This is a genomic window from Metallibacterium sp. (assembly GCF_054637675.1).
This window is the reverse complement of record NZ_JBTSRB010000002.1, coordinates 92,428-112,413: the sequence shown is the minus strand read 5'-3', so window position 1 is coordinate 112,413 and position 19,986 is coordinate 92,428. Positions and strand designations below refer to the sequence as shown.

19 protein-coding genes and 1 tRNA gene are annotated in these 19,986 nt (G+C 67.3%); 3 read left to right on the top strand and 17 right to left on the bottom strand.

Annotated elements, in window-relative coordinates:
- Positions 1 to 169 precede the first annotated feature (169 nt).
- The 3 genes from ACYDAT_RS01255 to coaBC form a co-directional block, all read right to left on the bottom strand.
- Positions 170 to 2,536 carry a phosphomannomutase/phosphoglucomutase gene (locus tag ACYDAT_RS01255; protein ID WP_461448246.1) on the bottom strand — a complete coding sequence of 789 codons (2,367 nt, stop codon included), beginning with the start codon at positions 2,534 to 2,536 and terminating at the stop codon, positions 170 to 172.
- A 174-nt stretch (positions 2,537 to 2,710) separates the two neighbouring features.
- Positions 2,711 to 3,166 (bottom strand): dUTP diphosphatase, encoded by a 456-nt coding sequence (dut, locus tag ACYDAT_RS01250; RefSeq protein WP_461440039.1) that lies wholly within the window; start codon positions 3,164 to 3,166, stop codon positions 2,711 to 2,713.
- The gene (gene coaBC, locus ACYDAT_RS01245) at positions 3,163 to 4,401 is read right to left on the bottom strand and encodes a bifunctional phosphopantothenoylcysteine decarboxylase/phosphopantothenate--cysteine ligase CoaBC (RefSeq protein ID WP_461448245.1); all 1,239 of its coding nucleotides are present in this window, start codon (positions 4,399 to 4,401) and stop codon (positions 3,163 to 3,165) included. The genes dut and coaBC overlap by 4 nt, the downstream gene beginning before the upstream one ends.
- A gap of 167 nt (positions 4,402 to 4,568) precedes the next feature.
- On the opposite strand from coaBC, the gene radC reads away from it, so the two are divergent.
- On the top strand, positions 4,569 to 5,237 hold the full coding sequence (radC, locus tag ACYDAT_RS01240) for a RadC family protein (RefSeq protein ID WP_461440041.1): 669 nt from the start codon (positions 4,569 to 4,571) through the stop codon (positions 5,235 to 5,237).
- A 171-nt stretch (positions 5,238 to 5,408) separates the two neighbouring features.
- Here the strand turns inward: radC and ACYDAT_RS01235 are convergent, their stop codons facing one another.
- From ACYDAT_RS01235 to dtd, 7 genes are all read right to left on the bottom strand, one after another.
- The gene (locus tag ACYDAT_RS01235) at positions 5,409 to 6,233 is read right to left on the bottom strand and encodes a DUF929 family protein (RefSeq protein ID WP_461448244.1); all 825 of its coding nucleotides are present in this window, start codon (positions 6,231 to 6,233) and stop codon (positions 5,409 to 5,411) included.
- A 328-nt stretch (positions 6,234 to 6,561) separates the two neighbouring features.
- Positions 6,562 to 8,247 carry an MFS transporter gene (locus tag ACYDAT_RS01230; protein ID WP_461448243.1) on the bottom strand — a complete coding sequence of 562 codons (1,686 nt, stop codon included), beginning with the start codon at positions 8,245 to 8,247 and terminating at the stop codon, positions 6,562 to 6,564.
- A gap of 47 nt (positions 8,248 to 8,294) precedes the next feature.
- On the bottom strand, positions 8,295 to 8,870 hold the full coding sequence (locus ACYDAT_RS01225; RefSeq protein ID WP_461448242.1) for an isochorismatase family protein: 576 nt from the start codon (positions 8,868 to 8,870) through the stop codon (positions 8,295 to 8,297).
- Between the two features lie 58 nt (positions 8,871 to 8,928).
- Entirely contained in the window at positions 8,929 to 9,381 is a 453-nt protein-coding gene (locus ACYDAT_RS01220) for a MarR family winged helix-turn-helix transcriptional regulator (protein WP_461448241.1), read from the bottom strand.
- A gap of 334 nt (positions 9,382 to 9,715) precedes the next feature.
- A tRNA-Ile gene (locus ACYDAT_RS01215) sits at positions 9,716 to 9,791 on the bottom strand.
- A 241-nt stretch (positions 9,792 to 10,032) separates the two neighbouring features.
- A complete protein-coding gene (gene rpoD, locus ACYDAT_RS01210; protein ID WP_461440377.1) occupies positions 10,033 to 11,886 on the bottom strand; it encodes an RNA polymerase sigma factor RpoD in 1,854 nt (617 codons plus the stop codon).
- A gap of 97 nt (positions 11,887 to 11,983) precedes the next feature.
- Positions 11,984 to 12,424 (bottom strand): D-aminoacyl-tRNA deacylase, encoded by a 441-nt coding sequence (gene dtd / locus ACYDAT_RS01205; RefSeq protein ID WP_461440376.1) that lies wholly within the window; start codon positions 12,422 to 12,424, stop codon positions 11,984 to 11,986.
- Between the two features lie 138 nt (positions 12,425 to 12,562).
- Here dtd and ACYDAT_RS01200 point away from each other — a divergent pair, with 138 nt between their 5' ends.
- Entirely contained in the window at positions 12,563 to 13,462 is a 900-nt protein-coding gene (locus tag ACYDAT_RS01200) for an LpxL/LpxP family acyltransferase (RefSeq protein ID WP_461440378.1), read from the top strand.
- A gap of 12 nt (positions 13,463 to 13,474) precedes the next feature.
- Here the strand turns inward: ACYDAT_RS01200 and ACYDAT_RS01195 are convergent, their stop codons facing one another.
- The 4 genes from ACYDAT_RS01195 to hslV all read right to left on the bottom strand — a co-directional run bounded on the left by ACYDAT_RS01195 (position 13,475) and on the right by hslV (position 16,578).
- Positions 13,475 to 13,828 (bottom strand): gamma-butyrobetaine hydroxylase family protein, encoded by a 354-nt coding sequence (locus ACYDAT_RS01195; RefSeq protein WP_461440375.1) that lies wholly within the window; start codon positions 13,826 to 13,828, stop codon positions 13,475 to 13,477.
- A complete protein-coding gene (locus tag ACYDAT_RS01190) occupies positions 13,825 to 14,439 on the bottom strand; it encodes a hypothetical protein (RefSeq protein WP_461440374.1) in 615 nt (204 codons plus the stop codon). The genes ACYDAT_RS01195 and ACYDAT_RS01190 overlap by 4 nt, the downstream gene beginning before the upstream one ends.
- A gap of 107 nt (positions 14,440 to 14,546) precedes the next feature.
- Entirely contained in the window at positions 14,547 to 15,890 is a 1,344-nt protein-coding gene (gene hslU, locus ACYDAT_RS01185; RefSeq protein ID WP_461440373.1) for an ATP-dependent protease ATPase subunit HslU, read from the bottom strand.
- Positions 15,891 to 16,038: 148 nt separating this feature from the next.
- Positions 16,039 to 16,578, bottom strand: coding sequence for an ATP-dependent protease subunit HslV (gene hslV / locus ACYDAT_RS01180; protein WP_461441755.1), 540 nt, complete (start codon positions 16,576 to 16,578; stop codon positions 16,039 to 16,041).
- Positions 16,579 to 16,706: 128 nt separating this feature from the next.
- Between hslV and grxD the strand changes: the two genes are divergently transcribed.
- A complete protein-coding gene (gene grxD, locus ACYDAT_RS01175; RefSeq protein ID WP_461440307.1) occupies positions 16,707 to 17,321 on the top strand; it encodes a Grx4 family monothiol glutaredoxin in 615 nt (204 codons plus the stop codon).
- A 147-nt stretch (positions 17,322 to 17,468) separates the two neighbouring features.
- Here the strand turns inward: grxD and ACYDAT_RS01170 are convergent, their stop codons facing one another.
- The 3 genes from ACYDAT_RS01170 to ACYDAT_RS01160 all read right to left on the bottom strand — a co-directional run bounded on the left by ACYDAT_RS01170 (position 17,469) and on the right by ACYDAT_RS01160 (position 19,974).
- Entirely contained in the window at positions 17,469 to 18,266 is a 798-nt protein-coding gene (locus ACYDAT_RS01170) for an AMP nucleosidase (protein WP_461448240.1), read from the bottom strand.
- 137 nt (positions 18,267 to 18,403) lie between these two features.
- Positions 18,404 to 19,300 carry a tyrosine recombinase XerC gene (locus ACYDAT_RS01165; protein WP_461440309.1) on the bottom strand — a complete coding sequence of 299 codons (897 nt, stop codon included), beginning with the start codon at positions 19,298 to 19,300 and terminating at the stop codon, positions 18,404 to 18,406.
- Entirely contained in the window at positions 19,297 to 19,974 is a 678-nt protein-coding gene (locus ACYDAT_RS01160) for a DUF484 family protein (protein WP_461440310.1), read from the bottom strand. Before ACYDAT_RS01160 ends, ACYDAT_RS01165 begins: the two co-directional genes overlap by 4 nt.
- Positions 19,975 to 19,986 lie beyond the last annotated feature (12 nt).

Below are 19,986 nucleotides of genomic sequence, written 5' to 3'. Positions count from 1 at the left end.
CGAGTCCCGAGTCCCGAGTCCCAGGCTGCCTCAAATCGTCATGCCCGCGGTGACGGGCAGCCAGTTGCGGCGCTCGGCAGGGCACTGGATCCCCGGCTCGCGCTGCGCGCGCCCGGGGATGACGATGTTTGGGGCACGCTGCGCAACGCGTTTGCTCCCGGCTCCCGGCTCAGAACGGCAGCTTCAGGTCCGCCTGCTGCGCCAGCAACTGCGCGCGGAAGGCCCCCTGGATGCGCTGCAACCCCTCGGGCGTGTCGGCGGCGAAGCGCAGCACCAGCACCGGCGTGGTGTTGGAAGCACGCACCAGACCGAAGCCATCCGGCCAGTCCACGCGCACGCCGTCGAGTAGGCTGATACGTCCGCCCTCGAAGCGCGCGTTGTGGCGAAACTGTTCGATGAAGGCGTAGTGCTCGCCCTCGGCCAGCGCGATTTTCAGTTCCGGCGTGCTCACATCCCGCGGCAGCGCGGCGAGGATCGCCCCCGGCGCACGCCGTTCGGGGTCGGCGGCGAGGATTTCCAGCAGGCGCGCGGCGGCGTACATGCCGTCGTCGAAGCCGTACCAGCGCTCGCGGAAGAAGAAATGCCCGCTCATCTCGCCGGCCAGCGCGGCCTCGGTTTCGCGCATCTTGGCCTTGATCAGCGAGTGCCCGGTGCGCCACATCAGCGGCACGCCGCCATGGCGCAGGATCGCTGGCGCCAGATGCCCGGTGCACTTGACGTCGTAGATCACGACCGCGCCCGGATCGCGCGTCAGCACATCGGCCGCGAACAGCATCAACAGGCGGTCTGGAAAAATATTCTCGCCGCCGGGCGTAACCACGCCGAGGCGGTCGCCATCGCCGTCGAAGGCCACGCCCAGATCCGCGCCCATGCGCTTGACCGAGAGCATCAGGTCTTCGAGATTGCGCGGATCGGACGGATCGGGATGGTGATTGGGAAACGTGCCGTCCACCTCGCAGTACAGCGGGATCACCTCGGCGCCGATGGCCTGCAGCAATTGCGGCGCGAACGCGCCGGGGATGCCGTTGCCGCAGTCGACCACGATTTTCAGCGGGCGCTCCAGTTGCACGTCGCTGCTGATGCGCTCGATGTAATCGGTGCCGACGTCCTGCTGGCGCAGGCTGCCGCCGTCCGCGCGCTTGAGGCGGCCCTCGCTGATGCGCACGTACAAATCCTGGATGGCGTCCTCGCTCAGCGTCTCGCCGCCGACGACGATCTTGAAGCCGTTGTACTCGGGCGGATTGTGGCTGCCGGTAACGGCCACGCCACAGCCGGTGTTGAGCAGGAAGCCGGCGAAATACACCACCGGCGTGGGCACCGCGCCGAGATCGATGACGTGGCAACCGGCATCGCGCAAGCCCTCGCCCAGCGCCGCCACCAGCTCGGCACCGGACAGGCGGCCGTCGCGGCCAATGACGATTTCGCCGAGATTTTTCTCGCGCATGACGTTGCCGATTGCCTGACCCAGCAGGCGCGCGATCTCTGCGGACAATTGCGTGCCGACCACGCCGCGGATGTCATAGGCGCGGAAAACGCTGCGATCCAGCGCCACCGGTGCGGCGCTGGCGGCAGGCGTGGGGGTGGCTGCCTTGGCCACCTCGGGGGCCTTGGGCGCGGTCTGTGGTTGGTCGCGCATGACATCAGCCAAGGTGGGTTCTCCATGAAAAGAAGTCGCGCCGAAGGCGCGCCGCCGCAGCCATAGCAACACGATGCCACCGCCGAATCCCAGCACCACCCAGAGCAGCGCCAGGGGCAGCGATTCGGTCAGCACCACGTAGTTGTTCGGCGGCAGCGCGCGCACGCTCAGCGCGCTGCCGGGCACCGGCAATCCGGCGTCCTCGGCGCCGGGCTGGGCACTGCCGCCATGCGCCAGCAACAGCACGCCCTGCTGGCGCAGTTCGAGACGTCCACCGCCATGCGGCGCGGGCAGTGCATCGAAGCGCGCCTGCAGCAACGTGAACGGGTATTCGATCCAGGCGTAGCCGAGCAGATGCGCGCCGTCCCGCAGTGGCGCAGCGAGGCTGAGGGTTTGCCGACCCGCGCTGCCGCGCACTTCGAAGCGCACCATAGCCGCGATGCTTTGCGCGCGCACCAGTTGCGCCGCCTTGGCATAGCCGAAGCGCGCGTAATCGGCGCGCAGCACTTCGTTGAGATCCGGCCCGAACAGCTCGATCCGGCTCACTTGCGGCAGCAGCGTGTGCAGGCGCACTTGCGCCGCGGCACTGGGGCCGTTGATCATGTCCGCCTGCACGGCGGGGTCCTGCAGCGCCAGCGCGATTCGCTTGCGCAGGTCGGCGACGAGGCCGCCCAGATTTTGCGCCGCCTGCACGCGCGTCGGCGTCAGCGCGGCCACGGCTTGCTGCACCTGCCACAGCTCCCAGCTTTGCCAGGCCGCGAACAAACCGAACAACAGCGCCACGGTGGCGCCAGCCAGCGGCAACTCGCGGCGCCAGTCGAAGGTGCCGAGCAGCGCGCGCCAGCCGCGCGGCGGTCTGGCGGATGGATGCCGAGCTGATCGATTCTGCGCTGCCATCATGCGCCTCATCCCCGCGCCAAGCCGAAGGTCGAGACAGTGCCGTCCTGCACCGTCTCGCTATCGTGAGTCCGGCACAGGTCCGTACTCACTCCCGCCAGATCAAGGTGCTTGCGCGCTTGATCCGCGTGCAGGGCATCCACGCCCGCTGTCAGTGAAGTGTTTTTCAACACCCCGCTAACCTGTGCCCGTGGAACCGAAACCGCCCGTTCCGCGCATGCTGGGGGCGAATTCCGTCACCGGCACCAGCCGCGCCTGCGCCACTGGCTGCAGCAGCAACTGCGCGATGCGATCCCCCGGCGCGATGGTAAACGCCGCCTGCCCGCGGTTCCAGCACGAAATCATCAGCGGACCCTGGTAATCGGCGTCGATCAGGCCGACCAGATTGCCCAGCACCAGACCGTGTTGGTGGCCCAGGCCCGAGCGCGGCAGGATCAGCGCGCACCAGCCCGGATCGCCGATGTGCAGCGCCAGCCCGGTGGGTACCAGCGCGGCGGCGCCCGGCGCGAGCGTGAGCGCTGTTTCGGGCGCGGCGCGCAAGTCCATGGCCGCGCTGCCCGGCGTGGCATACGCGGGCAGCGGAATGCTGACACCGAGGCGCGCATCAAGCACGCGATATTTCACCTCGATCATGGCGCGGCCTCGCGCGCCACGGCATGCCGCGCGGCGATCAGAGCCACCAGTTCGCGCGCCAGCGTGGCCTTGTCGGCGCGCGCCAGCTCGTGCTGGCCGCCGTGCCAGAACATGCTGAGTGCGTTGTCCGCGGTTTCGATGCCGCGGCCGGCGCCGACGACATTGGCGGCGATCAGATCCGCGCCCTTGTGCCGCAGCTTGGCGCGCGCGTGGGCTTCGAGCTGCTCGGTCTCGGCGGCGAAGCCGACCAGGAATGGTTTGGGGCGCAGCGCCGCCAGCGCGGCGAGGATGTCGGGATTCTCGATCAGCTCCAGTATCAACGGGCCGCCGTGTTTCTTGAGCTTGTGCGCGCTGACCTGCGCCGGGCGGTAATCGGCCACGGCGGCGACGGCGATCACGATGTCGGCATTGACTGCTGCTTGCAGCATGGCGGCGTGCATCTGCAGCGCGCTGCGCACATCCACGCGTCGCGCCACGCCGGGTGGCGTGGCCAGGCTGACCGGACCAGCCACCAGCGTCACCTCGGCGCCGGCCTGCGCGGCGGCGGCGGCGATGGCGAAACCCATGCGCCCGGAGCTGCGGTTGCCCAGATAGCGCACCGGATCGAGGTCTTCGCAAGTCGGCCCGGCGCTGACCAGCACGCGCAAGCCTTGCAGCGCGGGCGCCGTCGCGTCCGCGGCCGATTGATCCAGCGCCTCATCCAGCGCGGTGACGATGGCGTCGGGCTCGAGCATGCGCCCGTCGCCCGTCTCGCCACAGGCCTGCGCACCGCTGTCCGGGCCGAGCACGTGAGCGCCGCGCGCCTGCAGCAGCGCGAGGTTGGCCTGCGTGGCAGGGTGTGCCCACATCAGCCGGTTCATCGCCGGCGCCAGCACCAGCGGGCGCTCGCTGGCCAGACACAGCGTGCTGAGCAAATCGTCGGCCAGACCGTGCGCCAGACGCGCCAGCGTGTGCGCGCTGGCCGGCGCGATCAGGATCAACTCGGCCCAGCGCGCCAGCTCGATGTGACCCATCGCGGCTTCGGCGGCGGCATCCCACAGACCGCTGCGCACCGGCTGCCCGGACAGCGCCTGAAACGTGGTCGCGGTGACAAAGCGCTCGGCGTTGGCGGTGAGCACCACGCGCACTTCGACCTCGCGCGCGCGCAGGCGCCGCACCAGCTCGCAAGACTTGTACGCAGCGATGCCGCCGCTGACGCCAAGCAGCACGCGGCGCGGGCCGCGCCAGGCGCTCATGGCGCCAACTCCGCGGCGCGGGAATCGCATCGGGGCAGCACGATCATGTGGGCGATCATGTGGGCGATCATGTGGGCGGAACCCGACAGCCAGCAAAGCGGAGAGCTTACCGGATGCGCGGGCGTCGGCCGCTGCGCACCGCGTCACGGTCACGCCATGCTGGCGTCATGAGCATCCGCGACTGGCCCGAGGATTCCCGTCCGCGCGAGCGCCTGCTGCGCATGGGCGCCGCCAACCTGGCGCCGGCCGAACTGGTCGCGGTGCTGTTGGGACAGGGCGTGCGCGGCGCCAGCGCGGTGGAACTGGGGCAGCGCCTGCTGGCGCGCGCCGGCAGCGTCTCGGCCCTGCTCAACGCGCCGGAAACCTGCCGCATGCCTGGTCTCGGTCCAGCCAAGCGCGCGCGCCTGCTCGCCGCACTGGAGCTGGCGCGGCGTTGTCTGGGCGAGGAACTGGCCGCGCGCCCGGCGCTGAGCAGCCCCGGCGACAGCGCCGCCTTCCTGCGCGCGCAACTGCGCGATCGCGCCTACGAAGTATTCGCCTGTCTGTTCCTGGACAACCGCCACCGCGTGCTGGCCTTCGAGGAGCTGTTCCGCGGCACGCTCGATGGCGCCAGCGTGCCGCCGCGCGAGGTGGTGCGCGCCTGTCTGCGTCATAACGCGGCCGCAGTGATCCTCGCGCACAACCATCCCTCCGGCGTGGCCGAGCCCAGCGCCGCCGACGTGGCGCTGACGCAAACGCTGAAACAGGCGCTGGATCTGATCGGCGTGCGCGTGCTCGATCATCTGGTCATCGGCAGTGGCGCACCGGTTTCGCTGTGCCAGCGCGGGCTGTGCTGATCGGCGCGCGGCATCGCCTGGGCGCACATAAAGAAACGGCGCGGCTGCAAGCGCCGCGCCGGAGGTGATCCGCACCCAAGATAGTTGCCCCATGCTGGCCCGTGGAGAGGATCGGTCAGCCCGCGCAAAGTAACCGGGCGCGATGACGCTGACGTGACGGCCGGCGCGCGGCTAGCGCGCCATGATCCCGCCGAGGTCGGACAGCCCCGCATTCGCAGCGACCACGCCGGGCGCCGCGCAAACGCGCGCCGGCTGGTTGCCGTCCACGCGACAGATCGCAGCGCTGAACGCGTTGACCTGCGGCATGATCTGCGCGAACAGCGCGCTGTGCGGATCGGCCAACTGCGCGCCGATCTGCTCCCAAGTCATGCCCTGCAGACTGGCCGGCGAGATCATCGGCTGGGTGAGCAGGTAGGCGCCGTTGAGATAGACAAACGGAATGCCATAGCTGAACTGCACATATGGCGGCACATCGAAGGTCTTGAACACCTGCGCCGCCTGCGCGGTCATCGGCATCAACTTCTGCTGCTCGCGATTGGCCGTTTCGATGGCCTGAAAACGCAGATACGGGCTGTTGAAATGCGCGAACTGGAAGGTGAAGGTCGCCGTGTTGGCGAACACATCGTCGGCCGAGGACAGCATGTACTTCACGCCCGACAATTGACCGAAACGCAGCAGGGTCAACGCCAGCCCCCAGCGCTGCGCAGCGCAATACGGGCAGTAATCGGCGCCGACGTACAGCAGCACCGGTGGCTTGCCCAGGTTTGGCCCCTGGACGGCCTTGATGTAGCTGGCAGCCGGACGCTGCGTGCTGCGCAAGCCCGCCACGCTGGCACGTTCGAGTTGCCGCATGAGCGCCGGTGCAACCGGGTGGCCCAGCTTGGCCGCGAGCGCCGGGGGCGTGCCTGGCAGAAGTTGGGCATAACCGACACGCGCATGGGCAAGCCCCGCCAGCGCGACAACAAGCGTGAGACCAAAACGCAGGATTCTCGACATGATCGACTCTTCGTGTGGGCGCGGTTGCGGGCGCGCAGTTCCAATCCCGGGATTGTCCAGCCTTGGGTTGGACAGCAACACGCGTGCAAAGTGCGGCAATCCGGATTGTGCGCAGGCTGGCGATCGAGAAATCATGCTCCGCACACGTTTGCAACGCGGTCGATGCAGCGCCGCGACCAGCACGTCCATGCCACCACCCGGCCGAACTCCGCGCGCGGCGTGGCCAAGTGGGCGCGGGGAATCTCGGACGCCGAGTCTGCGCAACAGCAGCCTTGTCGGCAACAGCCGGTTCGCGGCGGTCAGCCAGCCGGATATCGAATTCCGACCGTCAGTGCTCGTTGTGGACGTATCGACGACCGCGCGACCACGATGCGGCCGCGGCGATCAGGCACACCACGGCCGCGAAGGTGAATGCCTCGGCGAGGCCGGCATGGAATGGCTGGGAAATCAGATTGGAAAAGTATGAGTGCCCGGTCAACGCCGTGCGGTTGGCGGGCGAAAGATGATCCAGCACGCTCGCGCCGACCAGCGTTCGGATCGGGTTGTAGCCGAGGAATGCCGCGAACAGGATCGAGACCGGTGGCAGAGCGCCGACTTGCCTGGCGGCCGTTGCGGATACACCGTGTTGCATCAGGCCTTGCACCAGGGTTGTCGACAGGGTCGTCGAAAGTCCGATGATCATCAGCGTGAAGAAAATTCCGATCGAAAGCACCTGGGCCGAGTTCTGGAAGGTTGAATTCATGCCTCCCCCGGCGCCGCGGTCGCGTGCGGGAAGGCTGTTCATGACGGCTGCCCGGTTGGGCGCGGCGAAGGCGCCCATGGACAGCCCGCTGAACAGCAGGATCGCGGCAAACGCCGCGTAGTTGAAGTCGATGGGCAGCAGCATCAACAACAGGAAACTGGCGGCGGCTCCGATCATGCCGCCCGTGGCGAAATAGCGTGCACCCAGGCGATCTGACAGGTAACCCGAGAGTGGTCCAGAAAGCAGGAATCCCACGGTCAACGGAAGCATGAAAATGCCTGCCCACAGCGGCGTCCGCGCGAAGCTGTAGCCGTGCAGGGGCAGCCAGATGCCCTGCAGCCAGATGATGAGCATGAACATCAGGCCGCCACGGCCGATGGCTGACAGGAATGTCGAGAGCGTACCGAAGGTGAACGCCTTGATCTTGAACAACGGGAACCGGAACATCGGGTCGGTCACGCGGGTTTCGACGATGGCGAAAGCGGCCAGCGACGCCACGCCTGCCGCCAGCAGGGAAATGACCGGTGCACTGGTCCAGCCCATGGCATTTCCGTTGGCCGGCTCGATACCCAACGTGACTCCGATCATGATCAGGATCAGCCCGGCGGCGAACGTGACGTTGCCAGCCCAGTCGATCCGGGCGCGATGGCGTTGCCCGAGTTCTTTCAGCTTCAAGTACGACCAGATGGTTCCGAACAGTCCGAACGGCACCGACACCAGGAACACCAGTCGCCAATCGATGGCGGCCAGCACGCCGCCGAGGACCAGGCCGATGAAGGAGCCGCTGATGCCGGCGATGTTGTTGATGCCCAGCGCCAGGCCGCGCTGGTTGGGCGGGAACGCGTCGGTCAGGATGGCAGCGGAGTTGGCGATCAGGAACGCCGCGCCGATGCCCTGGAAAATGCGGCCGACGATCAGCCAGTCCGCCCCAGTACGCGCCGTGAAGGGATCGAGCGCCAGCAGCAGCGAGGCCACGGTGAACACGACGAAGCCGAGGTTGTACATCTTCACGCGCCCGAACATGTCACCCAGGCGCCCCAGGCTCACCACTAGCACGCTACTCACGATCAGAAAACCGAGGATCATCCACAGCAGATAAAACGTGTTGCCCGGATCAAGCGGATTCAATTGGATGCCGCGAAAAATATCCGGCATCGCGATCAGCATGATCGACGAGTCGATAGTCGCCAACAGCACCGCGATGGTGGTGTTGGACAGCGCCAGCCACTTGTAGTGCGGGGAGATGCTTGCCGAACTTGATGGTGCTGACATTGAAACCGCGATGTCGACCTGCGGTCGATGCGCGGCGGAGCGGTGAATCATCGCGCGCGCCGGGGATGGCTTTGGGCGAGGCGATCGATGATCTTCCGGGTCGTGCCGGTTTCGCCCAGCCGCGGGAAAATGCGCGTGACGCTGTTGAGGTGCGCCTCGGGGCTCATGTCGGTCATGGCGTCGACGGCGAGGGCGACGTTGAATCCGTGCTCGTAGGCTTGACGCGCGGTGGACTCGACGCCGATGCTGGTAGCGACACCGGCGATCACGACCTGCGTCACGCCCAGCTTCTTCAGGTGCTCCGCGAGGTCCGTGCCAGTGAACGCGCCCCACGTGCGCTTGGTCACCGCGTGGTCTTGCGGCTGCCGATCGAGCTCGGCGACGAGATCGGCCCAGTCGTCGGGAAGCTCGTCCAGGCGGCGCACCTGTTCGGTCCGGCCCGGCGCGCCACCGGCAACGTTGACCAGCACCACCGGCAGACCGTGGTCGCGGAATGCATCGGCCAACGCGCGGGCGTGCTTCACGACCGCCGCGATCGGGTGCGCGGTGGGCAGCGCGACGATGCCTTTTTGCAGATCGATGACGACCAGCGCGGTCTTCGCGTCAAGCGTGGTGAGGGCCATGTTGTTCTCCTGCGGGTGATTGCTGCGGCGAGCCGGGAATGGGGCCAGCGGCGTTTGACTACGAGTCGACGAGGCGTTTGAGCAGTTCGACGGCGTTCGCCAGTTCTTCCTGCTCCGCTGTCGCGAGGTTTGTTCGAATGGCACGGAACAACCAGTCCTCGCGTGCCGCGCGGCTGGCCTTGATCATTTCCCGGCAGGCCGGCGTGAGCGACAAAATGGTTTGCCGACCATCGGTCGGGTCCGCTGCGCCACGCACGAGTCCGGCCCCCTGGAGGACGGAAACAGTGGCGCCCATGGATTGCGGCCGCACACCCTCAGCCCGAGCGAGGGTTGTCACCGTGGCAGGGCCGTCGCGCTCCAGACGACCAAGCACGGACATCTGCGACCAGGTGAAATCTCCCGGCTGCGCCTGTTCGCGCAGCCGTCGGATCAGTTTGCCAACCACAACGCGCAATTCCCCCGCCACCGCTGCGGCGCGCGCGGCCTCGGGATCGTTTGGTGGCGCGTTCATATGCGAATTCTAGCTTGTATGAAGCAAGACTACCAAGTTTGCCTTAATACACCAATGCCATCATGCGACCGAGGCCGTATCGAGACGTCTGCGCACTTTTGGAACCATGCTTTGCGCGGAACTCATGCGCTCGATTGCAAGCAAACCGGCAAGGCGCCGCGCGCTGGGTTCCTCAAGGGACCGCACTTTCACGACCCCAGAAGGCGATCTGACGAGCCAAGTCAGATCAACAGTGCGCACGCAGATGGCCAGTTTATGGTGGCTTTCCATCATAATTTGGCCAAAGTGGCCAAATTATGGTTTCAGCCACAAGAGGGTCAAACTTGCAGCGGCGTGGTGGGCCCACCAGGACTCGAACCTGGAACCAAGGGATTATGAGTCCCCTGCTGTAACCATTGTGCTCTAGGCCCGGTGCTGCACTGCGCAGTGTAGCGGGCGAAAAAATTGCCGGACTCTCTCCGACCCGCGCCTCCCGGCTCGGGCGCTCGCCGGCGCGCAGCCGTGCTGCGCGAAACCCCGCCTCGTCCCCTGCTCAACCATTGAGCTACAGGCCCGATGCTGCGCTGTGCAGTGTAGCGGCTGGCGGCAAAGCACGACGCCCGCGCATGGCGGGCGTCGTGTGCAGCGTGCTCGTGGTGCCGCGACGTGCGTTTACTCGGTGTCGAGGAACGAGCGCAACTGCTCGGAACGGCTGGGATGACGCAGCTTGCGCAGCGCCTTGGCCTCGATCTGGCGGATGCGCTCGCGGGTGACGTCGAACTGCTTGCCGACTTCTTCCAGCGTGTGATCGGTATTCATGTCGATGCCGAAGCGCATGCGCAGCACCTTGGCCTCGCGCGGGGTGAGCGAGGACAGCACCTGCTGCACGGTCTCGACCATGCCGGTGTCGGTGGCTGAGTCGATCGGCGAGAGGATGCTGCCGTCCTCGATGAAATCGCCCAGATGCGAGTCCTCGTCGTCACCGATCGGGGTCTCCATCGAGATCGGTTCCTTGGCGATCTTCATCACCTTGCGGATCTTGTCCTCGGGCATTTCCATGGCCTTGGCCAGCTCGTCCGGCGTCGGCTCGCGGCCATACTGCTGCAACATCTGGCGCGAGATGCGGTTGAGCTTGTTGATGGTCTCGATCATGTGCACCGGGATGCGGATGGTGCGCGCCTGATCGGCGATCGAGCGCGTGATCGCCTGGCGGATCCACCACGTCGCGTAGGTGCTGAACTTGTAGCCGCGGCGGTATTCGAACTTGTCGACCGCCTTCATCAGGCCGATGTTGCCTTCCTGGATCAGATCGAGGAACTGCAGGCCGCGGTTGGTGTATTTCTTGGCGATGGAAATGACCAGACGCAGGTTGGCCTCGACCATTTCCTTCTTCGCGCGGCGTGCCTTGGCTTCGCCGATGGACAGCGCGCGGTTGATGTCCTTGACGTCGGTCAGCGGCATCGACAGCAGGCGCTCGACGGCGAGCAGTTTTTCCTGCTCGGCGACGATCGCGTCGCGACGCGCCTTGATCGCCGGCGCCCACTTCTGACGCTTGCGCGCGAGGCTGTCAGCCCAGGTCAGATCGGTTTCGTGGCTGGGGAAGCTGGCGAGGAACTCGGCGCGCGGCATGCGCGAACTCTTCACGCACATTTCCAGGATGGCGCGCTCGTGACCGCGGATTTCACCGACCACTTCGCGCAATTTCCTCACCAGCAGGTCGATCAGCGCCGAGGGCAGCTTGAAGCCCAGGAACGCCTCGCCCAACGCGGCGCGATGCTTGTCGAGTTTCTTGTCGCCAACCTCGGCCTTGTGCGCGGCTTTCTCGAATTTGGCGTAGAGCTGGCGCAGATCGTCGATGCGCTGGCGCACCACGAGCGGGTCGGGTCCGGACGGGCCGGCTTCCTCTTCCTCGCCCTCGACCTTGACCGCGACGACGCCTTCTTCTTCTTCGTCGTCGTCCTTGGCGACGGCGACCACCACCACCGGCGGCGGCGCGACTTCTTCCTCGCCGTCGTTGAAGCCGGCGATGACCTCGGACAGGCGCTTCTTGCCGTCCAGATGCTGATCGAATTCCTCGACCAGCAGGCGCACCGTCCACGGGAAGCTGGCCAGCGCGGTCTGCACCTGCGCCAGGCCTTCCTCGATGCGCTTGGCGATGGCGATTTCGCCCTCGCGCGTGAGCAGCTCCACCGTGCCCATCTCGCGCATGTACATGCGCACCGGATCGGTGGTGCGGCCGACCTCGGAATCGACCACGGAAAGCAGCGCCACGGCTTCCTCGGTGGCGGTTTCGTCGTCTTCGTTGGTGGGCGCAGCTTCGGGCAACAGGCCGACTTCGGGCGCGATCTCGTGCACCTCGATGCCCATGCCGTTGATCATGCCGATGATGTCTTCGATCTGCTCCGGATCGACGATGTCATCGGGCAAATGGTCGTTCACCTCAGCGTAGGTCAGGTAGCCCTGCTCGCGTCCCTTGGTGATGAGCCGCTTGATTTCCGATTGCTGCTCGTTGGGAGTATTGGCCATGCCGTGCACCATGGGGTGAATGAACCTTTCAGTTTAGCCAGTTGGCGATGCTCTGACCACTATTCAAGCGCCGGGTTCCCCGGCGCGCAGCCTGCATTCAATGCGCCTCCAGCCAGAACGTCACCGGACCGTCGTTGAGCAGATGCACCTGCATGTCGGCGCCGAAGCGCCCGCTGGCGACCGGCGCATGACGCGCGCGCGCCTGTTCCAGCAGCAGCCGGAACAAGTGCTCGGCCTGCGCCGGCGGCGCGGCCGCGGTGAAGCTGGCGCGCATGCCCTTGCGGGTGTCGGCGGCCAGGGTGAACTGACTGACCAGCAGCAGGCCGCCGCCGGTCTCGCTCAGGCTCAGGTTCATGCGCCCGGCGCTGTCCGCGAACACGCGGTAACCGAGGATGCGATCCAGCAGCCGCCGTACCTGCTGCTCGCCGTCCTCGGGCTGCACCGCCACCAGCGCCAGCAGTCCAGCCGCGATCTGTCCGATCACGGCGCCTTGCACCTCGACATGCGCGCGCTGCACGCGCTGGATCAGGGCGATCATGTGGATTCCTTCGCTGTTGCGCGTATTGTCGCCGCGATGCCCGCAGGTATCACGAACCGATGCGGCGCACTGCCGCGCTGAATACACTGCGTCATTGCCTCGCTGCGAGTCACCATGAACGATCCCGCGCAGGCGCGCATGCGCTGGCACGTCGCTTTCACCTATGCCTTGCTGCGTCTGGCCGGCCGTCTGCCCCTGCGCACCCTGCACGCGTTGGGCGCGGGTCTGGGCATGCTGCTGTGGCGTGCCGACGATCGCGAGCGGCGCAATGTCGAGGTAAACCTCGGCATCGCCTGCCCTGAACAGTCGCCCGCCGCGCGCGCGGCGCTGGCGCGCGAGTGTCTGCGCGAAACCGGCCGCGGCATCGCCGAGCTGGGCAAGGTCTGGGGCGGTGGCGCCGAACGCGCGCTGCGCTTGGTGCGCGAGGTGCGCGGTCAGGAGCTGTTCGATGCCGCGCTGGTGCGCGGCCGCGGTCTGATCGTGGCAGCGCCGCATCTGGGCTGCTGGGAGTTGCTCAACCACTGGATCGGCGCGCGCACGCCGCTGGCGATCCTGTACCGGCCGCCGCGGCAGCCGGCGTGGGAACCGCTGCTGCGCCGCGCGCGCGGCCGTTTCGCGCCCGAGCAGGTGCGCGCCGAGGGCAGCGGCGTGCGCAGCCTGTACCGGCGTCTGGCGGCTGGCGGTGTGGTCGGCATTCTGCCGGATCAGCAACCGCGCGGTGGTGAGGGCGCGTTCGCGCCGTTCTTCGGCCTGCCCGCGGCCACCATGGTGCTGCTGCCGCGCCTGGCCGAGCGCACCGGCGCCACGGTGCTGTTCGGCTTCATGGAGCGCCTGCCGCGCGGCGCCGGGTTTCGCCTGCATTGGCGCGCGGCGCCCGCCGCGATCGCCGCGGCCGATGCGCTGCTCGCCTGCAGCGCGCTCAATGCCTGCGTCGAGGACTGCGTGCGCAGCGCTTTCACCCAGTACCAGTGGACTTACCGGCGCTGGTCGCTGCGCCCCACGCCGGGCGATGCTGATTTGTATCGCCAGTCGCGCTGAATCAACAGCCGCTCAGTCGCGGCCCAGCCCCGCGCGTTCGAGCGCGGCGAGATAGGTCTGCCAATTACTTGCGTAATCGCGGCCCAGCCGCGCCAGCGTGTCCCAACTGAAAATGCCGGTGTCGTGGCCGTCGTCGAAGCGCAGCAGCACGCCGTATTGTCCGACCGGCTCGATGGCAGTGACGCCAACGTTGCGCTTGCCAGCCACCAGGATTTGCTGGCCAGGGCCGTGACCCTGCACCTCGGCGCTGGGCGAGTGCGTGCGCAGATATTCCAGCGGCAGGCTGTAGCGCGTGCCGTCGGTCCAGCTCACTTCAAGCACGCGCTCGGCGCGGCGCAGGCACAGCTCGCTGGGCGCGGTGCTCAATGCAGACGCCCGACGTCCGGGCCGTCCAGCTTCAGCGCCGGCGCGGCGCCCGCCACCTCGGCCAGGGCCAGGCCATACGGCTCGCGGAAGCTCACCGTGGACACCTCGGACCAGGCGAAGAACGAGGGCTCGGTCAGCCACTCGGCATCAGGCGAGACTTCCTGCATGTTGAAGCCGTCGTCCTCCAGCCCGAGCAAGCGCCCGATGTAGCACACCTCGGACTCCTCCTCGCTGTCGACGTGCACGCCGATCACCGGCGCGTGGCTGCTGGCGGCCTGCACCACCTGCACGATATCGTCGAGCGGGAAATCCTGCGGCCGCGGGATCTGCACGCCGTGCAATTCCAGCGCGCGGGTGATGAAATTGGCGTGCTCCTCGGGCGCTTCCAGCTCGGTCAGGTCGCGGTGGCGCATGGCATAGAGGCCGTCGAAACCCAGCGTGTCGCCGACCACGGACAGCAGGAAGTATTCGCGGCCGATGCCGGCGACATAGCCACAAAAGCTGCCGTGCTCGAGGTTGCCGCGCCACACGCGCACCAGCTCGCCGGCGCTCGCCGCCTCGCGCAGACGCGCGCGGAAGCCCGGTGTTTTCAGGGGAATGATCTTGCCCATAGATAATGATTGGTCGTGCCAGGGATGGATGGATCGCGCGCCGTCAGCGCGCAGTGGGCAGCCGCCCGCAGGTCGGGCAGCTTAACAGCGCCGACCGCGGCCAAGGTTCAAAGAATGTAACGCGAGAGGTCTTCATCGGCGGCCAGATCGGCCAGGTGTGCATCGACATATTCGGCGTCGATCACGTATTTTTCGCCGGACTTATCCGATGCCTCGAAGGAGATCGACTCCAAAAGTCGCTCCATTACGGTGGCCAGACGACGCGCGCCGATGTTCTCGGTGCGGCTGTTGATCTGCCACGCCAGCTCGGCCAGACGGCGCACGGCGGAGGCATCGAAGCTCAGCGCCACGCCCTCGGTACGCAGCAACTCCTGATATTGCAGGGTCAGCGCATGGCGCGGTTCGGTGAGGATGCGCTCGAAGTCCTCCACGCCCAGCGCCTGCAGCTCGACGCGGATCGGCAGGCGCCCCTGCAGCTCCGGGATCAGGTCCGAGGGCTTGGCCAGCGAGAATGCACCCGAGGCGATGAACAGCACATGGTCGGTGCGCACCGCGCCGTACTTGGTCGACACCGTGGTGCCCTCGACCAGCGGCAGCAGGTCGCGCTGCACGCCCTCGCGGCTGATGCCGGGCGTATTGCCGCTGGCGCCACCGCGCTGGGCGACCTTGTCGATCTCGTCCAGAAACACGATGCCCTGCTCTTCGGCCGACTGCACCGCCTGCTGGCGCAGTTCGTCCTCGTTGAGCAGCTTGCCGGCTTCTTCCTCGATGAGCGCGCGACGCGCCTCGCGCACCTTCAGCGTGCGCCGCTGCGCGCGCGGGTTGCCCAGGGATTGGAACATCTGCTGCAACTGCTGGCCCATTTCCTCCATGCCGGGCGGGGTGAGGATTTCGGCGTGACCGCTGCCCTGAGTCAGTTCCAGCTCGATCTCGCGCTCGTCCAGCGTGCCCTCGCGCAACTGCTTGCGCAGCTTCTGGCGCGTGTCGTGGTCGGCGGGCGCATCCGCCGCGCCAGGCTGCGATTCCCAGCCGCCGCGGCGCGGCAGCAGGGCATCGAGCAGGCGATCCTCGGCCTGATCCTCGGCGCGGTTCTGCACGCGCCCGGCGGCGCGCGCGCGCACCAGTTTGAAGGCGACATCGACCAGATCGCGCACGATCGATTCGACATCCTTGCCGACGTAGCCGACCTCGGTGAACTTGGTCGCCTCGATCTTGAGAAACGGCGCGTCGGCCATGCTCGCCAGACGCCGCGCGATCTCGGTCTTGCCAACTCCGGTGGGGCCGATCATCAGGATATTCTTAGGCGTGATTTCCTCACGCAACTCCTCCGGCAACTGCATGCGCCGCCAGCGGTTGCGCAGCGCGATTGCCACCGCGCGCTTGGCCGCGTGCTGACCGATGATGTGCTTGTCGAGGGCGTTGACGATTTCGCGCGGGGTCAGTTCGGACATGGCGTTTCAGCATGGTGGAATAGGGAGTGGGAAGTGGCGGAGTGGGAAGTGTGGAGCCGGTAGCCGATAGCTCGCGGAGCGATGCACCGCATCGGGTTTGACTCTGCGGATCCCGGATCCCCGGTCCCGAGTCCCGAGTCCCGAGATTTCAAACCAGCTCTTCCAGGGTGATGTTGCCGTTGGTGTAAATGCAGATCTGCCCGGCGATGACCAGCGCCTGTTCGGCCACGGTGCGCGCGTCGAGCTCGGTATTGGCCAGCAGCGCGCGTGCCGCGGCCAGCGCGTAGGGACCGCCGGAGCCGATGGCGATCAGGCCGTCCTCGGGCTCGATCACGTCGCCGTTACCGGAAATCAGCAGTGAGGCCTCGGCATCGACCACCGCCAGCAGCGCTTCCAGCCGGCCCAGACGACGCTCGGTGCGCCAGTCCTTGGCCAGCTCCACCGCGGCGCGGGTGAGATTGCCGTTGTGCCGCGTGAGCTTGTCCTCGAACAGCTCGAACAGGGTGAAGGCATCGGCGGTGGCGCCGGCGAATCCGGCCAGCACCTTGCCGTTGGCGCCCAGGCGCCGCACCTTGCGCGCGTTGGACTTCATCACCGTGGCGCCCAACGTGACCTGGCCGTCGCCGGCGATGACCACGCGCCCGCCGCGGCGCACGCTGATGATGGTGGTGGCGTGGAAGCTTTCCATGTCGGCTCCGGCGTTCGCTGAACTCGGGATATGGAGCCGCGACGGCGACACTCAAGCCCTTGCCGACCGGTACCTGCCGCGCCCGCCGTGGCGCGCTAAAATGCGCCCCCGCCCTGCCGGATACCGCCATGTCTATCGCTCCAGAAACCCGCGCGCGCATCGATGCGCTGCTGCAACAGCATCGCGTGGTGCTGTTCATGAAAGGCACGCGCCAGCAGCCGCAGTGCGGCTTTTCCGCGGCCACGACCAATGTGCTCAACGAGCTGCTGCCGGATTACCACACCGTCAACGTGCTCGAGGACATGGAGCTGCGCGAGGGCATCAAGCAATACGGCAACTGGCCGACGATTCCGCAGTTGTACATCGGCGGCGAGTTGGTCGGCGGCGCCGACATCGTGCGCCAGATGTATGCCAACGGCGAGCTGCAGCAGGCGCTGGGCCTGCCGCCGCCGGATCGCACGCCACCGACGATCACCATCACCGACAAGGCCGCCGAGGCGATCCGCGCCGGCATGCAGGAAAACCCCGGCATGGCGTTGCACCTGCAAATTGGCCCGGATCGCAACGCGGGCTTCCAGCTCGCGCCGGCCGGCGCGGGCGACATCGTGAGCGAAGCCAACGGCCTCGGCATCCACCTCGACCCCGCCAGCGCGCAGCGCGCGCGCGGCATCAAGATCGACTGGGTGGAAACCGTGCAGGGCGCCGGCCTCAGCCTGAGTTACCCGGGCAGCACCGGGCACTGAAATCAATTTGCAAAACCGGGCATCCCGCCGCGGTTTGCATGCCAACGGTCGCGGCGGAGCCGCGCCACCTTCGTCGGTTTTGCATACCGCTCCTGCATCGATCGAACGCGCGCGCCGCACGACACGGCCCGCGCAGCCGGCGAAGCATCAATCGGCGTCGGTCTCGAGATCCTCTTCGAAGCGCAGGTGCTTGACGCTGCGCCCGTTGCGCCGCACCAGCTTGAGCGCCTCGATGCCGACCTTGATGTGTGCTTCGACGAAGCTCGTGGTCACCGCGCGATCGCTGGCCTCGGTCTTGACGCCCTCGGGGATCATCGGCTGATCCGAGACCAGCAACAGCGCGCCGCAGGGAATGTGGTTGGCGAAACCGGCGGCGAAAATGGTCGCGGTTTCCATGTCGATGGCCATGCTGCGCGTCGCGCGCAGGTGCGCCTTGAACACCTCGTCGTGCTCCCACACGCGGCGGTTGGTGGTGTACACCGTGCCGGTCCAGTAGTCGTGGCCGAGGTCGCGGATCATGGTCGACACCGCGCGCTGCAACTGGAACGCGGGCAGCGCCGGCACCTCGGGCGGCAGATAGTCGTCGCTGGTGCCCTCGCCGCGGATCGCCGCGATCGGCAGCACCAGATCGCCGATCTGGTTTTTCTTCTTCAAGCCACCGCACTTGCCCAGAAACACGCAAGCTTTCGGCGCGATGGCGCTGAGCAGATCCATCACCGTGGCGGCATTGGGGCTGCCCATGCCGAAGTTGATCAGGGTGATGCCGTCGCTGGTGGCGTTGGGCATGGGCCGGTCGCGGCCCTGCACCTCGACACCATGCCACGCGGCGAACAAATCCACGTAATGGCCGAAATTGGTCAGCAGCAGATGCTGACCGAAACTTTCCAGCGGCGTACCGGTATAACGCGGCAGCCAGTTGCTGACGATCTCGTGCTTTTCTCGCATGACGGAAACTCTTGAACGCCTCGCTGGGCGGCACCGGCGACGCCACGCCGGCAGGAAACGCGCTGGGGATCGTCACCAGTGTAGCGGCGCCAGTCCGCGTTTGGCACTGCGCCCGCATTGCGCGCGGCGCGATCAGCTCAGCGCCGCCGCGCGCGCGGATGGGCGCGGTCGTAAACCTGCGCGAGGCGCTGAAAATCCAGATGCGTGTAGATCTCGGTGGTGGCGATGTCGGCGTGGCCGAGCAGCTCCTGCACCGCGCGCAGCTCGCCCGAGGATTCCAGCAGATGGCTGGCGCAGGTGTGGCGCAGCAGATGCGGATGCACGCGCTTGGCCACGCCTTGCTCGATGGCGCGGCGCTTCAGGCGCAGACGCACCGCGGTCGGCGTGAGCGGCGCGCCGCGGCGGCCAGGAAACACCGGCGCATCGGCGTCCGCCAAGGCTGGCTTGAGCGCGCGCAGCGCCTGCAACGCCTTGGCGCCGACCGGCACCACGCGCGTCTTCGAGCCCTTGCCGGTGACGCGCACCAGGCCTTCGTCCAGGTCCAGATCGCGCCAGCGCACACCGCACAACTCGGCCACACGCAGACCGCTGGAATACAGCAGCTCCAGCAGCGCGCGGTCGCGTACCTGCAGCGCGTCATCGGCATCCAGCTCCATCAATCGCTGCGCCTCGTCCACATCGAGCACGTGCGGCAGCTTGCGACGCAGTTTGGGTGCGCGCACGCCGACGGCGGGATTGGACTTGAGCACGCCCTCGCGCAGCAGCCAGCGGAAGAAACTGCGGCTGGCGGCCAGCAAGTGCCGCAGGCTGCCGGGGCCACGTCCGCGCCGATGCTCGCTGGCGACCAGGGTTTGCACCTGCGCCGGTGCCAGCTCGCGCCAGTCGCGCACGCCTTGCGCCTCGGCGTGGCGCGCCAGCAGCGCCAGTTCATGCGCGTAGTTGTCGGCGGTGCGCGGCGCGTAGCGGCGCTCGACGCGCAGGTAAACCAGAAAACGCGCGACGGCCTCGTGCAGCGGCGCGCCGTCGCCGCTCACACGTAGCGACCCAGCGCGACGCTGGCCGCCTCGGCGATCAGCTTGAGGAACAGCGTGCCGATGCCGGGGTGGAAGCGATTGGGATCGCTGCTGCCGATGCCGAGCACGCCCAGCGCGCCCAGCTTGAGCAACGCCGCGGACTGCACTTCGGGCGCGGCGGCAGCGAACAGCGCGTCGAGCTTGGGCGGCGCCAGACGTCCGCACAGCGGCTCGCCGCGCGGGAAGAAATCGGCGAACGCGGGCAGCTTGTCGACGCCTTCGGGTACGTCGCGCACCCACGGCAACCCGGCCAGCGCGGCGTGCGCGCCGTTGAGCAACAAGCTCACCTGTTCGGTATGAAAATCCTCGCGCAGGCCGGCGACGATGGCGCGCGCGCACGCGGCCAGGTCCGTGGCGCGCAGCAGGGTCAGCGTGTACGAGTGCACCTGCACCACGCGCTGCTCGTTCTCGCCGGCGATCTCGACCAGATCGGCGAGACGCGCTTCCAGCTCGCGCTGGCGCTCGCGCAGCAGCTCCAGTTGATAGCCGGCGAGCGAGGCCGCGCTGCCACGCTCGCGTGGAATCACCAGGGTTTCGGCGATGTCCGGAAAATCCTTGAGAAAGGTCGGATGACGGCGCAACCAGGCGGCCACGTCCATCGCTTCCAGTCCGGTCTTCAGCGTCAGCTCGGCCATGCTCGGGTGCTC